The organism is Acidimicrobiales bacterium (genome assembly GCA_036399815.1).
Classification (GTDB): Bacteria; Actinomycetota; Acidimicrobiia; order Acidimicrobiales; family DASWMK01; genus DASWMK01.
This window is the reverse complement of sequence record DASWMK010000237.1, coordinates 1-13210: the sequence shown is the minus strand read 5'-3', so window position 1 is coordinate 13210 and position 13210 is coordinate 1. Positions and strand designations below refer to the sequence as shown.

The window sequence follows — 13210 nt, the reverse complement described above, 5'->3', positions numbered from 1 at the left end:
CGCCGCGCCAGGAGCGGGTGACCGAGCGGGCGGCCCGGGCGAGCGACGGACGGAGCGGGTGACCGGCGGGCGAGGTGGCGCCGTCCGACCGCTCGGCGCGGCGCTGGGTGGCGACCGACCGGGCCGCTCAGCCGTCGCCGGCGACGGCGGTGGTGGTGGTCGTGGCGCCGGCCTGGACGCCGGCGTCGGCGGCCGGCGTGCCGGGCTCGGGGCACATGCCCCCGGGGTCCAGCGCGTCGGGCGTGTACTGCACGAGCGCGTTCCACAGCAGGAAGTTGTCGACGCCGAGGTCGCAGGCCGCCTGCACCTGGGCCTGCACCTCCGCCGGGCCGTACGGGTAGCCGAGCGAGAAGTCCTGGAGCCACGGCACCCACGTCGCCCCGCTGCCCTCGGCCACCTGCTGGAAGTGCTGGAGGGAGGCGTGGGTGATGTCGTAGGGCTGGGCGTTCGGCCAGTCGACGCCGTACTCGCCGCGCACCCAGTGCGACGGGTACAGCATCGGGGAGATGTAGTCGGCCCAGCGCGACATCCGCTCGATGTTCTGGGCGATCGGGTCGGGCCGGGAGGCGGCGATGCCGAACACCGACGCCCCCTGGTAGACGCCGAGGGCGCGCAGCGGCTCGAAGCTGCGGCGCAGGAAGTCGACGATGGCGTCCTCCGGCTTGCCCTGCAGCCCGGGGATCGACATCGTCGCCAGGTCCCCGTCGGGCCGGCGGACGTAGTCGTAGAGGATGTCGTCCACGCCGGCGGCCGCCGCCTCGACGGCGATGTCCACCTGGTACTGCTGGACCTCGGGGTTGGCGAAGTTCGTGAACGCGTAGGCGCCGTAGTGGCCGGAGTAGGGCGTGCCCTCGGGGGTCTGGAGGACCATGTCGGTCCGGCCCGACTCCCACATGGCCTCGGCGAGGACGGGGTCGCGGAAGGCGACGATGCGGCCGACCACCCGCACGCCCCGCCGGTGCAGCTCGGCGACGGCCTCCTCGAGGTCGTAGGACGGCTGGACGGCGCCGGACTCGATGGCGAGGGGCACCTGGGAGTCGTAGCCGACGACCCCGCCCTCGTCCTTCAGGTCGAGCTCGACGCAGTTGATCCGGCCCTGCTCGATCAGGTCGAACACGCCCTCCCGGAGCGGGTCGTAGCCGTAGGAGATGGCCGTCATGTGCACGCCCTGGCAGCCGGGGTACTGCACCGGGACCCGCACGGCCAGCTCGGTCACGTTCCCGGCCGGGTCGACGGAGCGGAAGTGCAGCGGACCCGCCGGCGGGCGGTCGTAGTCGATCGAGAAGCGGTCGCCCCGCAGCTCCACCGGCCGCCCCTCGAGCTCGAGGGTGGCGCCCGGCTCGACCCCGCCCTCCACCGTGACCGGCGAGTCGATCGGGACGCGGGGCTGCACCTGGGCGATGTCGATCACCGGCGGGGTGTCGTCGACGACGAAGTCCCACCGGAACACCGACGGCGGCAGCAGCAGGCGGGGCACCTTCAGCTCCAGGTGGTGCTCGCCCGGCGCCAGCTCCTCGGGGTCCCACCGGAACCCGTCGTCGAGGACCTCGGTCTCCTCCTCGAGCACGTCCTCGCCGTCGAGGGTCAGGGTGGCCCGCTCGAGGTTGGTGACGGGGTCGACGGCGAGGCGGACGACGAGCGAGCCGGCCTCGTCCACCGTCATCGGCAGCCCGTCGGCGATCCCCTCGGCGTCCACGTCCACCCGGGTGGCGTCCCACGCGCTCTTCACGAGGAAGGCGGCGAGGGCGACGAAGCCGAGCACGAGGAGCAGGTCGACGGGCTTGACCCGTCGGGGACGGGGCGGCGCCAGCCAGGTGGAACGGCGGCGCGGGCGGGGGATCGTGAGCGGGGGCAGCGACGGGGTGAGCGTCGCCGGGCCGCGCGAGGCCAGCGATGCCCAGGGATCGTGGCGGCGGCCACGGCGCCGGGGGCGTCCGGCCCCCGGGATGTCGGTGAGTGTCGTCCCCATCTCGATGCGCGCCCGTAACCGGACGGCAAAGTCTGCCAGGTCGGGGCGGCCGGGGCCACCCCATCCCGGCCCGGGACGCGAAAGAGGCCGGGCCACGCGGGCCCGGCCTCCGGTCGCGATCCCCCGAAAGGGATCAGAAGTCGCTCGTCGCCGTGCCCCGGCAGACCTCGCCGGTGGCCGGGTTCTTCGCGATGGCCCGCACGGTGTCGGGGCCGGCCGGGTCGGCGATGACCTGGCGGACCTCGAAGGAGCCGCTCGGGGCGACGGTCGTCGCCCGGCCCTGGAAGAACCGCTCGCCGTTGCGGAGCAGCTGGACCTTCCAGACGTCGCCGACCACGTTCTGGTCGACCTCGAACTCCACCTCGAGGGCGCCGTTCTCCTCGCTCAGCTTGAGCTTCCAGTCGCTCGTGCCCGAGCAGGAGCCCTCGCGGATCACGTCGTTGCCGCCGCTCGCGCTCGCCGGCGCGGCGCCGGCGCCGATGAAGCCCATCCCCAGCGCGCCGGCCAGCGCCAGCGCAGCGATCCTCTTGCCCATCTTCCTCTTCCTCCCGGTCTGGTGCGCTCGTCCAGCGCACGGGAGTGAACCTAGGAGCGACCCCCCTAAGTCGGTCTCCTCCGTTCGCTAAGGGCACCACAAAGCGCGCGACGTGGTCGCAGCGGCGCACCGAGCGTCAGGCGACGGAGCGCTCCGGCACGAGGCGGACGAGCGCCGCGGCGGCCCGGTAGGCGGCCTCGGCCGGGCCGACCTCGTCGGGGCGGAGCAGGTTCGCCATGATGCGCAGCACCCAGTCCATGAGCGTGCGGGACTGCATGCCCACCCGGGTGAGCTCGCGCAGCAGGGCCGGCCGGCCGATCACCTGGGCGAACAGGCGGGCGACCTTGAAGTAGAGGCCGTACTCGGCCTCGAGGACGGCCGGGTAGCGCTGCACGGCCATGCCGTCGCCGGTCGTGAGCGCCTCGTCGAGCAGCCCGGCGGCGATCCGGCCCGTCTCGTAGGCGTAGTCGATGCCCTCGCCGTTGAACGGGTTGATGCTGCCGGCGGCGTCGCCGATCGCCAGCCAGGTCGGCCCCACCTTGGGCCCGACGGCGCCGCCCATCGGCAGCCGCCCGCCGGTCGGCTCCGACGTGGCCGACGCCGCGGAGATGCCCCACCGGGCGGGGACGGTCTCGACGAACTCCCGCATGAGGTGGGTGGTGTTGACCGACTTCCAGTCCCGGAACGTGGACAGCAGGCCGATGCCGACGTTCACGGTGCCGTCGCCCACCGGGAAGATCCAGCCGTAGCCGGGGAGGGACGCGCCGTTGCGGTCCCGCACGTCCAGCGCGCTCTCGATCCAGGGGTCGTCGTGGCGCGGGCTCTCGAAGTAGCCCCTGATGGCCATGCCCTGGGGCCAGGACCGGACGCGGGTGGTGCCGAGGGCCCGGCCGAAGCGGGAGTTGGCGCCGTCGGCCACGACCACGTAGCGGGCGGCCACCTCGCTCGTCGCCCCGGACTCGCCATCGCGCACGACGGCCCCGGCGACGAGCCCGTCCCGGTAGAGCGGCCCGACCGCCTCCACGCCCTCCCGCACGGTCGCGCCGGCCTTGACGGCCCGCTGGGCGACGAGCGAGTCGAGGTCGCGGCGGCGGACCACGTAGCCGTGCGACGGGAACACCGGGTGGGCCGGCCACTCCAGCTCGAGGGTGACCCCGTGGGCCACGGCCCGGAGGCCGACGAAGCGGTGGAAGTCGGCCAGGCGGTCGCCGAGGCCGAGGTCCTCCAGCTGGTGGACGGCGCGCGGGGTGAGCGCGTCGCCGCACGTCTTCTCCCTCGGGAACCGCTTCTTCTCGACGACGAGCACGTCGTGGCCGGCCTCGGCCAGCCAGGCGGCGCACGCCGAGCCGGCCGGCCCCCCGCCGACGACGAGGACGTCGTGCCGGGCCGCGGCCACCTCAGCCGCCGCCGGTGCCCGTCGTGTCCTCGGTCGAGCTCTCGCCGCCCTCGGTGTCGGTCTCCCCGCCCGTCCCGTCGACGTCGTCGGAGCCGCTGCCGGTGCCGTCGTCGGCTGTGGTCGGCGTGCCCGTGTCCGAGCCCTGCTGCTCGGCGCCGCCGCTCGAGTCGCCGCCCTCGTCGCCGCCGGCCTGGTCGCCGGTGGCGGCCTCCGGGTCGGTGAGCTCGGGCTCGGGCTCGGCGCCGCTCAGCACCTCGCGCTCGTAGCGGACGACGGCGGCGATCTCCTCGGGGGACAGCGACGTGCCGAAGGCCGGCATGCGGCCGGCGAAGGTCGAGACGTTGCGCTGGCCGCCCGCCCGGCTCGGGTCGCCGTAGGTGCCGTCCTCGGCGGCCGACGCCTCGCCGCCCTCGACCCAGGCGATGTGGTCGAGCGGGTCGGGGAAGGTGAGGAGCACGTCGCCGTTGGTCAGCGCCGGGCCGACCCCGCCGCCCCCGGCCGCGCCGTGGCAGGACGCGCACTTGCCGGCGTAGATCTCCCGGCCGATCATGAGCGGGTCGTTCTCGCCGAGCCCGGGAGGGCTGAGCGTGGTGGCGAAGATGAAGGCCCAGAGGGGCAGGCCGGCGAGCACGGGCATGGCCCAGATCGGGATGCGCTTGCGGGTCTGGGCGGCGACGACGTAGGGCGCGAGCGGCTTCGGCGGCGGGGGCGGCTCCGGCGCCGCCGCGGGAGCCGGCGCCGGGCGGGCGGCCGGGGCTGCGGAGGCGGCCGCGGCGGGCGCGGCCGCGGGGGCCGACGCGGCGGGCGCGGGGGCCTCGGCGGCGCCGCCCTCCTGGCCGGCGACGGGCAGCCCGAGGGCCTGGCGGCGCTCCCTGGATCGCTGGAGCAGGTGCTCGGGGACTTCGGTCACGGGCGTCCTCCCCCGGCGGCCGCCGGGTCGTCTGGCCTGCGGTCCGGTCACTGTAGGCCGGACGCCCCCGGGGCCACCAAGCCCGCCCCGGGACCCGAATGTGCTCCCCCGAGGGGCCGCGTGGTAGACCGACGGCCGACAGGTTCCCGACTCGGCGGTCCCGGCCGCCCGCCGAACGCCAGGCGGTCCCCGGTAGCATTGTGAAGAGCTTCACGAGGGAGGTCCCCATCGGGTGAGCGTGGTCTACGGCCTGGACGTGAGCCGGTTCTTCAACGTCGCGTTCGTCGTCTCGGTCCTGGGGCTCGCCATCGGGGTCGGGGCCGTCATCGCGATCGGCCGCCGTCGCCAGCCCGGTCAGGTGCTGACCTGGGGCGAGGCGCTCGTCGCCGCCACGTTCGTGTTCTTCCTGATGTTCCTCGCCTACGGCGTGGTGCCCCACCAGTGGCTGGCGTGGGCGGACAACGAGCTGCGGTGGCGGTCGGACAAGATCCTCGTCGGCCCGGGCGGCGTGCTCGAGGACTACCTCCCGTTCACCCTGACCTACCTCGTGCTCCGCGACCTGATCGTCGTCGGCATCTACGGGGCCATGATCGGGCTCCAGATCTTCCTGTGGTCCTGGTGGCAGGCCCGCGGCCGGGCCAAGCCGGTCGAGATCGAGACGTCCTCCTACGGCCGGCCGCTCGTGAAGAGGGGCTGACGTGGCGAGGACCGACGCCAACCCGCCCATGCCGGAGTTCCGCGACGACTACGTCCTCCAGGAGGTCGACGCGGAGTGGCTGTCCAAGGCGGTCAAGCCGAAGCAGTTCATCCACATCGACCAGTCCGAGTGCATCCTCTGCGAGGGCTGTGTCGACATCTGCCCGTGGAAGTGCATCTTCATGGTGTCGCCGACGGCGGTCGCCGAGGCCGTGGGCACCGAGCAGCCGGGGGTCGACCCCGACGACCAGGTGATCTTCACGATCGACGACGACGTGTGCACCCGCTGCGCCCTGTGCGTGGACCGGTGCCCGACCGGCGTGATCATCCTCGGCAAGATCGGGGCACCGACGAAGGAGGGCGACCCGCACGCCCGCACGAACGCCCACGGCTACGCCTACGGCCTGCGGCTGGGTTAGGAGAGGAGCGATGGCGAAGACCTTGCCGAACAAGCCCAGGATGGCGGACCGGCTGAGCGAGCTCGGCGACCGGGTCCAGGGCAGCCAGGCCTGGAGCTCGATCTTCCGGCCGGGGTCGATCTTCCGGAAGGGCTACACCGACAGCCCCCGGAACCGGTCCTACGTCATCATGAACAACACCCTGTACCACATGCACCCCGTCAAGGTGAAGCGGCATGCGGTCAAGGTGAGCTACACGCTGTGCCTCGGCGGCCTTTCGTTCTTCCTCTTCTTCCTGCTGACCGTCACCGGCATCTTCCTCATGTTCTTCTACCGGCCGACGGCGGCCCAGGCCTGGACCGACATCTACACGCTCCAGACCTCGGTGACCTTCGGCCTGCTCGTGCGGAACATGCACCGGTGGGCGGCGCACCTGATGGTGCTGTCGGTGTTCCTGCACATGAGCCGGGTCTTCTACCACGGGGCCTACAAGCCGCCCCGGGAGTTCAACTGGGTGATCGGGGTCATCCTGCTGACCCTCACGCTGCTCCTGTCGTTCACCGGCTACCTGCTGCCGTGGGACCAGCTCGCCCTCTGGGCCGTCACCGTCGGCACGAACATGATGGGGTACACGCCGGTGTTCGGGAACGAGGTGCGCTTCGTGCTCCTCGGCGGCGTCGAGATCGGCACCGACACCCTGCTCCGCTGGTACGTGCTGCATGTGCTGATGCTGCCGTTCGTCATCCTGATCTTCATGGCCGTCCACTTCTGGCGAGTCCGGAAGGACGGCGGGATCAGCGGTCCGCTGTAGGGAAGGGGAGGAAGGCAGAACCGTGACCGAGATCCCCGAGCACCTCCGCAAGCGGGCCGCCGAGGCCCGCAAGAAGGCCGCCGAGAAGGGCGGCGGGGGCGATGCCGCCCCCGCGGCCGACGCCGGCGCCACGCCGGCCGCCGACGCGCCCGCGTCCGCGGCGGCCAGCCGCATCCCGGCCCACCTGCTCGAGCGCTCGAAGGCGGCCAAGGCGAGGGCCGGCGACGGCGGCGGCGGCGGGGGCGGGGCGGCGACGGCCACCGCCACCCGGGCGGCCGCTGCCGCGGCGGCGACCGGGGTCGCCACGGCCGCCCCGCCGGTGGCGACCGGGCCGGGCGGTCACACCCAGCGGCTGCTCACGGTCGTCAAGTCCGGCTCCATCCAGGACGTCAAGGCCAAGCCCCAGGACAAGGTCCACACCTGGCCCCACCTGCTGGTGGTGGAGTTCGTCGCCTCCCTGGCCATCACCGCGTTCCTGCTCATCTTCTCGATCTTCGTGAACGCCCCGCTGCTCGCCCTGGCCAACGTGAACCAGACGCCGAACCCGTCGAAGGCGCCCTGGTACTTCCTCGGCCTCCAGGAGCTGCTGACGATGTTCCACCCGATGGTCGCCGGCGTGACCATCCCGGGCATCGGCCTGTTCGCCCTGATCCTCGCCCCCTACACCGACCGCAACCCGAGCCAGAAGCCCGAGGACCGCAAGTTCGCCATCGGGCTGTTCACCCTCTTCCTCATGTTCTGGGCGGTGCTCGTGCTGATCGGCTCGTTCTTCCGGGGGCCCGGCTTCAACTTCATCTTCCCGTGGAACGACGGCCTCTTCTTCGACCTGTGACGGACCGGGAGTAGCCATGGACACCACGACCGTCCTCGCCATCGCCATCCCGGTCCTCGTCGTGCTGGGCGGGCTGGTGGCCTACGCCGCCTCCGGCCGCAGGGACGCCGACGGCGCCGTCGGCCGCCTGTCGCGCGCCGCCCGCCGGTCCGACCGGAGCGCGACGGCGGCGACCGTCGAGGAGGCGCCGGCCGTGCGGTCCGGGCGCGAGGTCGAGCGGGCCGCCCGCCTCGAGCGCTCGCCGTCCCGGGAGCTGGTGCCCGCCGGCGCCCCGCCGCCCGCGCCGTGGGTGCCGCCCGACCCCGAGACCCTCGGCGTCACCCGGCGCCAGTTCATGAACCGGGGCATCCTCACGTTCTTCGGCCTCGGCGTCACCGGCTTCGGCACGGCCTGCCTGGCCTTCCTCTGGCCCAGCCTGTCGGGCGGGTTCGGCTCGGCCATCAAGGTCGGCGCCATCCCCGACATCAAGCAGCGCATCGCCGACGGCAACGGCTTCTACTACTACGCCGAGGGCCGCATGTGGATCACCGAGTACCCGACGGGCGCCATCGACAAGGCCAGGGCCGTGTACTCCGAGTCCGAGCTGTCCGGGATGGAGGCCGGGGTGATCGCGCTCTACCAGAAGTGCGTGCACCTCGGCTGCCGCGTCCCGGCCTGCGAGACCTCGCAGTGGTTCGAGTGCCCCTGCCACGGATCGCAGTACAACCAGGTCGGCGAGAAGAAGGGCGGCCCCGCCCCCCGCGGGCTCGACCGGTTCGCCATGACCGTCGACGGCGGCGTGCTCACCGTCGACACCGGCGTGATCATCCAGGGCCCGCCGATCGGCACGAACACCACCGGCCAGGAGGCCGAGGGCCCGCACTGCATCAGCAGCGGTGGCGGCCACGGTTGACGGAGCAGACCGCCTGATGAACGTCCTCGCCGCGACCACCCAGCAGACCATCGGCATCGTCATCCTCGCCCTGGTCGCCATCGGGTGGGTCGCCTACTTCCTCTTCTACAACCGCCCGAAGGCCCGCCACGAGATCGGCTCCGAGCTCGAGCTGGCCGCCAACCGCAAGCCCTACCTGGACGACGACCAGCTCGAGGGGCCGAAGCTCGACCGGGCCCTCACGTGGGGGCTCGTGACCCTGACGATCATCGGCATCGGCCTGCCGCTCTACTGGCTCGGCGAGCCGGGCCGCCACGCCGGCGCCGTCGAGCAGTTCGACGAGACGTTCGTGGAGCGGGGCGCCGAGCTCTTCGCCCCGACCGAGGAGGGCGGCCTCAACTGCGCCTTCTGCCACGGCGCGTCGGGCGAGGGCGGGGTGGCGCCGTTCAACCTGCGCGACCCCGACGGCAACGTGATCGACACGGTCGAGTGGAAGGCGCCGGCCCTCAACACCGTCACCCTCCGCTACTCCGACGAGGAGATCGAGTTCATCCTCGTGTACGGCCGGCCGTTCTCGCCGATGCCGGCGTGGGGGGTCGAGGGCGGCGGCCCGCTGAACGACCAGCAGATCGAGAACCTGATCGCCTACCTCCACAGCATCGCCATCACCCCGGAGGCGGCCCAGGCCCAGGCGGTCGAGGAGTACGGCGAGGACGACGGCCGCACCCTGTTCGAGGCGTTCTGCGCCCGCTGCCACACCAAGGGCTGGGCCTACGACAAGCCCCAGCTCCAGGGCGGCGGCGCCTTCGGCCCGAACCTGCGGGACGGCCAGACCCGGCGCCAGTTCCCCGACGTCGAGAGCCACGTCGAGTTCATCACCACCGGGTCGGACTTCGGCCAGCTGTACGGGGTGAACGGCCAGGGCAGCGGCCGCATGCCGGGCTTCGGCCAGATGCTGACCGACGCCCAGATCCGGGCCATCGTCGAGTACGAGCGGACGCTGTAGATGTTCTCCGCCCTCACCACGACCTTCGCGGGGATCAGCTTCGACCCCACCATCCGCGGGATCCTCGTCGTCGGCGTCGGCCTGCTGATCCTGTGCGGCTCGGTCTACCTGCTCCTCGCCACCAACCTCGGCAGCCGCCTCGGGATGCTCGTCGCCCTCGCCGGCCTGTTCGGCTGGATGACCCTGATGGGCATCGTCTGGTGGATCTACGGCATCGGCATGGTCGGGCCCAGCCCCACCTGGGACGTCGTCGAGGTCAACTACGACGACCTGAGCGTCGCCCAGCTCGACGAGGCCAGGGCGCTCGACGAGTGGGACGAGATCCCCGAGTCGGCGCCGACGAGGGGCGAGGCCCAGGCCGCGGCCGACGCGTTCGTCGGCCCCGAGGGCCGGGCCATCTTCCAGAGCACCGCCGAGTACGTGACCGTCGACGCCTTCGAGACCGGCGGTGAGACCTACTTCTTCACCCTGCGCCACAAGCCCCACTACGCGCTCGTACGGCTCCAGGGCGTGATCGAGCAGCCGGAGCCGGAGGTGGGCGAGGCCCCGCCGCCCCCCGAGGCCGACCCGGACAAGCCCGTGGTCAGCGTGATCATGGAGCGCAACCTCGGCCACCGGCGGCTGCCGCCGGCGCTCGTCACCGTGATCTTCGGCACCCTGTTCGGCATCACGTGCAACGTCCTGCACCGCCGGGACAAGCTCGTCGCCGAGAACCGGGCGAGGGCGGCGGCCGCCGGCGCGGCCGTCCCGGCGAGGAGGTAAGCCGATGGGCGCCTATCTGCCGGTCGTCGCGACCCTGGTGCTGGGCGCCCTCTTCGCGGCGTTCAGCCTCCTCGTGTCGAAGCTGCTCGCGCCCAAGCGGACGACGGCGGCCAAGTCGGCGCCCTACGAGTGCGGGATCATCCCCGGCCGGGAGCCGCCGGAGCGGTTCCCGGTCCGCTTCTACCTCGTGGCGATGATCTTCATCGTCTTCGACATCGAGATCATCTTCCTGTACCCGTGGGCCGTCGTGTACCGGGACCTCGGCGTGTTCGGCCTCTGGGAGATGGTGCTGTTCGCGGCGGCCGTGTTCGTGTCGTTCGTGTACCTGATCAGCCACGGGGCACTGGACTGGGGGCCGGTCAAGCGGCTCCGCCGTCTGGGCCCCGCCGTGTCGGCCGAGCGCACCGCCGGGACGACCGTGCGGCGCGTCGGCCTCGAAGGACGAGAGGAGGCAGCCTGATGACGGTCAACGCGGGTCTCGGTGGTCTCCAGCACAACTTCTTCACCGGGACCCTGGAAGACCTCGTGAAGTGGGCCAGGCGGCGCAGCATCTTCCCGGCGACGTTCGGGCTGGCCTGCTGCGCCATCGAGATGATGGCGGCCGGGGCGTCGCACTACGACATGGCCCGCTTCGGCATGGAGGTGTTCAGGGCGTCGCCCCGCCAGGCCGACCTGATGATCGTCGCCGGCCGGGTGTCCCAGAAGATGGCGCCGGTGCTGCGGCAGGTCTACGACCAGATGGTCGAGCCGAAGTGGGTCATCTCGATGGGCGTGTGCGCGTCGAGCGGCGGGATGTTCAACAACTACGCCATCATCCAGGGCGTCGACCAGATCGTCCCCGTGGACGTCTACACCCCCGGCTGCCCGCCGGGGCCCGAGACGCTCATCCACGGGATCCTCACCCTCCAGGGCCTCATCGCCTCGGGCGAGATCACCCGGCGCCGGGCCGAGACCGGCGGCGGGGCCGGCGTGGTGGTCGAGCAGCTCGACGGCCAGACCGCCCACGACCGGCCCGTGGCCGTCGCCGGCCGGGCCCGCTGACCCGGCCATGAGCGACGACGCCGCCACCCTCGCGCAGGAGCGCGGCCAGGAGGCCGAGACCCGCCACGGCGTGCCGGTCACCCGGCCCCTCGGCCAGGAGGTGCTGCACGCCACCCGGGTGCAGTACCTGGACGTCGTCACCGCGCTGCGGGACGAGGGCTACGACCTGTTCGTCGACCTGACCGCGGTCGACTACCTGCTCCACCCCGACCGGCCCCTGCCCGAGGGCATCGGCCGGGCCCGCTTCGAGGTCGTCGTCGCCCTGCTCGACCGGCAGCGCCGGCGCCGGGTGCGGGTGCGGGTCCAGGTGCCCGAGAACGACCCGGTCCTGCCCACCCTGTGGGAGGTGTTCCCGGCGAGCGAGGCCTACGAGCGCGAGGTGTTCGACCTGTTCGGCATCCGCTTCGACGGCCACCCCGACCTCACCCGCATCCTCATGCCCGAGGACTGGGAGGGGCACCCGCTGCGCAAGGACTACGGCACGGGGGTCATCCCCGTGCAGTTCAAGGCCGCCCCGAGCTCACGGTGAGAGGAGGCCGCTCGTGACGAGCACGGACGCCGCCGTCGACACCGGCGAGGAGGGCCAGGAGCTGCGGCCCCGGACGAGGACGACCCCCGGCGAGCTGTTCCGGGAGGTCGGCGCCGTCCTGCGCATGTCCGAGGCGGACGCCGCCGTCTACGAGCCCGAGCAGGGCGAGGGCGACGACTCCCGGATGATCATCAACATGGGGCCGCAGCACCCGAGCACCCACGGCGTGCTCCGCCTCATGCTCGAGCTCGAGGGCGAGACGGTCCTGCGGACCAAGCCGGTGATGGGCTACCTGCACACCGGCATGGAGAAGACCGGCGAGAGCCTCACCTACCTCCAGGGCCCGACCAACGTCACCCGCATGGACTACGCCGGCCCGTTCTTCAACGAGCTGGTGTACTGCATGGCCGTCGAGGAGCTCCTCGGCATCGAGGTCCCGCCCCGGGCCGTGTGGATCCGGATGCTGATGTCCGAGCTGAACCGGATCGCCTCCCACCTCCTGTTCCTCGCCACCAACGGCATGGACCTCGGCGCAGTGTCGATGATGCTGTACGGCTGGCGGGACCGCGAGGAGGTGCTGCGCTTCTTCGAGGACGTCACCGGGCTGCGGATGAACCACAACTACATCCGCCCCGGCGGCGTGGCCGTCGACCTCCCGAACGGCTGGGAGGAGCGGGTGACGCGCATCCTCGACGACATCCCCGGCCGCCTCGACGAGTACGACGCGCTGATGACCGGCCAGCCCATCTGGCGGGAGCGGCTCCAGGGCGTCGGTGTGCTCACCGCCGACGAGGCCATCGCCCTCGGCTGCACCGGCCCGATCCTTCGCTCCACCGGCGTGGAGTGGGACCTGCGCCGCGACCTGCCCTACCTCGCCTACGACCAGGTCGAGTTCGACGTGGTCGTCGGCACCTACGGCGACTCCTACGACCGCTACGCCATCCGGCTCCAGGAGGTGCGGGAGTCCTCGCGGATCGTGCGCCAGATCGTCGAGCGCATGCCCGAGGGCGACTACCGCATCCAGGACAAGAAGGTCACCCCGCCGCCGCGGGCCCGCATCGACGAGTCGATGGAGGCCCTGATCCACCACTTCAAGCTGTTCACCGAGGGCTTCAAGGTCCCGGCCGGCGAGGTGTACGTGGCCATCGAGTCGCCGAGGGGCGAGCTCGGCTGCTACCTCGTGTCCGACGGCTCGTCCAAGCCCTACCGGCTCCACATCCGAGGACCATCCTTCGTGAACCTCCAGGCACTTCCCCACATGATCCGCGGCGGCCTCATCGCCGACGCCGTGGCCATCATCAGCACCGTCGACCCGATCATGGGAGACGTGGACCGGTGATCGAGCGATCTGGCATTCCGAAGGCAGCAGAGATTCTCGCCCGGTACCCGTCGAAGCGTTCGGCGCTCATGCCCCTGCTCTACGAGGTCCAGGAGCGCGACGGGTACATCACCGA

General features: G+C 72.2%; 15 protein-coding genes. 11 read left to right on the top strand and 4 right to left on the bottom strand.

Annotation, left to right across the window (positions count from 1 at the left end; genetic code table 11):
• Window positions 1-127: 127 nt before the first annotated feature.
• From VGB14_17625 to VGB14_17610, 4 genes are all read right to left on the bottom strand, one after another.
• Window positions 128-1969, bottom strand: coding sequence for a putative glycoside hydrolase (locus tag VGB14_17625; protein HEX9994753.1), 1842 nt, complete (start codon window positions 1967-1969; stop codon window positions 128-130).
• A gap of 133 nt (window positions 1970-2102) precedes the next feature.
• Window positions 2103-2504: a hypothetical protein gene (locus tag VGB14_17620; protein ID HEX9994752.1), complete on the bottom strand. Its 402-nt coding sequence runs from the start codon at window positions 2502-2504 to the stop codon at window positions 2103-2105.
• A 136-nt stretch (window positions 2505-2640) separates the two neighbouring features.
• Window positions 2641-3900, bottom strand: coding sequence for a geranylgeranyl reductase family protein (locus tag VGB14_17615; protein HEX9994751.1), 1260 nt, complete (start codon window positions 3898-3900; stop codon window positions 2641-2643).
• 1 nt (window position 3901) lies between these two features.
• Window positions 3902-4810, bottom strand: a complete 909-nt coding sequence (locus VGB14_17610; protein ID HEX9994750.1) for a cytochrome c — start codon at window positions 4808-4810, stop codon at window positions 3902-3904.
• Between the two features lie 232 nt (window positions 4811-5042).
• Here VGB14_17610 and VGB14_17605 point away from each other — a divergent pair, with 232 nt between their 5' ends.
• From VGB14_17605 to VGB14_17555, 11 genes are read left to right on the top strand one after another with little or no spacing between them, the layout of a single operon-like run.
• Window positions 5043-5507, top strand: coding sequence for a hypothetical protein (locus VGB14_17605; GenBank protein HEX9994749.1), 465 nt, complete (start codon window positions 5043-5045; stop codon window positions 5505-5507).
• Between the two features lies 1 nt (window position 5508).
• Entirely contained in the window at window positions 5509-5925 is a 417-nt protein-coding gene (locus tag VGB14_17600; protein ID HEX9994748.1) for a 4Fe-4S binding protein, read from the top strand.
• 10 nt (window positions 5926-5935) lie between these two features.
• Window positions 5936-6715: a selenite/tellurite reduction operon b-type cytochrome ExtP gene (extP, locus tag VGB14_17595; protein HEX9994747.1), complete on the top strand. Its 780-nt coding sequence runs from the start codon at window positions 5936-5938 to the stop codon at window positions 6713-6715.
• A gap of 22 nt (window positions 6716-6737) precedes the next feature.
• A complete protein-coding gene (locus tag VGB14_17590) occupies window positions 6738-7547 on the top strand; it encodes a menaquinol-cytochrome c reductase cytochrome b subunit (protein ID HEX9994746.1) in 810 nt (269 codons plus the stop codon).
• 16 nt (window positions 7548-7563) lie between these two features.
• The gene (locus tag VGB14_17585; protein HEX9994745.1) at window positions 7564-8439 is read left to right on the top strand and encodes a Rieske 2Fe-2S domain-containing protein; all 876 of its coding nucleotides are present in this window, start codon (window positions 7564-7566) and stop codon (window positions 8437-8439) included.
• Window positions 8440-8455: 16 nt separating this feature from the next.
• Window positions 8456-9424, top strand: coding sequence for a c-type cytochrome (locus VGB14_17580; protein HEX9994744.1), 969 nt, complete (start codon window positions 8456-8458; stop codon window positions 9422-9424).
• The gene (locus VGB14_17575; protein HEX9994743.1) at window positions 9425-10186 is read left to right on the top strand and encodes a hypothetical protein; all 762 of its coding nucleotides are present in this window, start codon (window positions 9425-9427) and stop codon (window positions 10184-10186) included. It begins immediately after the preceding gene.
• Window positions 10187-10190: 4 nt separating this feature from the next.
• Window positions 10191-10646, top strand: a complete 456-nt coding sequence (gene ndhC / locus VGB14_17570; GenBank protein ID HEX9994742.1) for an NADH-quinone oxidoreductase subunit A — start codon at window positions 10191-10193, stop codon at window positions 10644-10646.
• The gene (locus VGB14_17565) at window positions 10646-11227 is read left to right on the top strand and encodes an NADH-quinone oxidoreductase subunit B family protein (protein ID HEX9994741.1); all 582 of its coding nucleotides are present in this window, start codon (window positions 10646-10648) and stop codon (window positions 11225-11227) included. The genes ndhC and VGB14_17565 overlap by 1 nt, the downstream gene beginning before the upstream one ends.
• A 7-nt stretch (window positions 11228-11234) precedes the next feature.
• Complete coding sequence (locus VGB14_17560; GenBank protein HEX9994740.1) at window positions 11235-11756, top strand: NADH-quinone oxidoreductase subunit C; 522 nt, start codon at window positions 11235-11237, stop codon at window positions 11754-11756.
• Window positions 11757-11769: 13 nt separating this feature from the next.
• On the top strand, window positions 11770-13095 hold the full coding sequence (locus tag VGB14_17555; GenBank protein HEX9994739.1) for an NADH-quinone oxidoreductase subunit D: 1326 nt from the start codon (window positions 11770-11772) through the stop codon (window positions 13093-13095).
• The last annotated feature ends 115 nt before the right edge of the window (window positions 13096-13210 follow it).

Coding starts and splice junctions, on each gene's coding strand:
- VGB14_17560 (HEX9994740.1), top strand. CDS start 11,235: ATGAGCGACGACGCCGCCACCCTCGCGCAGGAGCGCGGCCAGGAGGCC.
- VGB14_17625 (HEX9994753.1), bottom strand. CDS start 1,969: ATGGGGACGACACTCACCGACATCCCGGGGGCCGGACGCCCCCGGCGC.
- VGB14_17565 (HEX9994741.1), top strand. CDS start 10,646: ATGACGGTCAACGCGGGTCTCGGTGGTCTCCAGCACAACTTCTTCACC.
- VGB14_17575 (HEX9994743.1), top strand. CDS start 9,425: ATGTTCTCCGCCCTCACCACGACCTTCGCGGGGATCAGCTTCGACCCC.
- ndhC (HEX9994742.1), top strand. CDS start 10,191: ATGGGCGCCTATCTGCCGGTCGTCGCGACCCTGGTGCTGGGCGCCCTC.
- VGB14_17585 (HEX9994745.1), top strand. CDS start 7,564: ATGGACACCACGACCGTCCTCGCCATCGCCATCCCGGTCCTCGTCGTG.
- VGB14_17580 (HEX9994744.1), top strand. CDS start 8,456: ATGAACGTCCTCGCCGCGACCACCCAGCAGACCATCGGCATCGTCATC.
- VGB14_17620 (HEX9994752.1), bottom strand. CDS start 2,504: ATGGGCAAGAGGATCGCTGCGCTGGCGCTGGCCGGCGCGCTGGGGATG.
- extP (HEX9994747.1), top strand. CDS start 5,936: ATGGCGAAGACCTTGCCGAACAAGCCCAGGATGGCGGACCGGCTGAGC.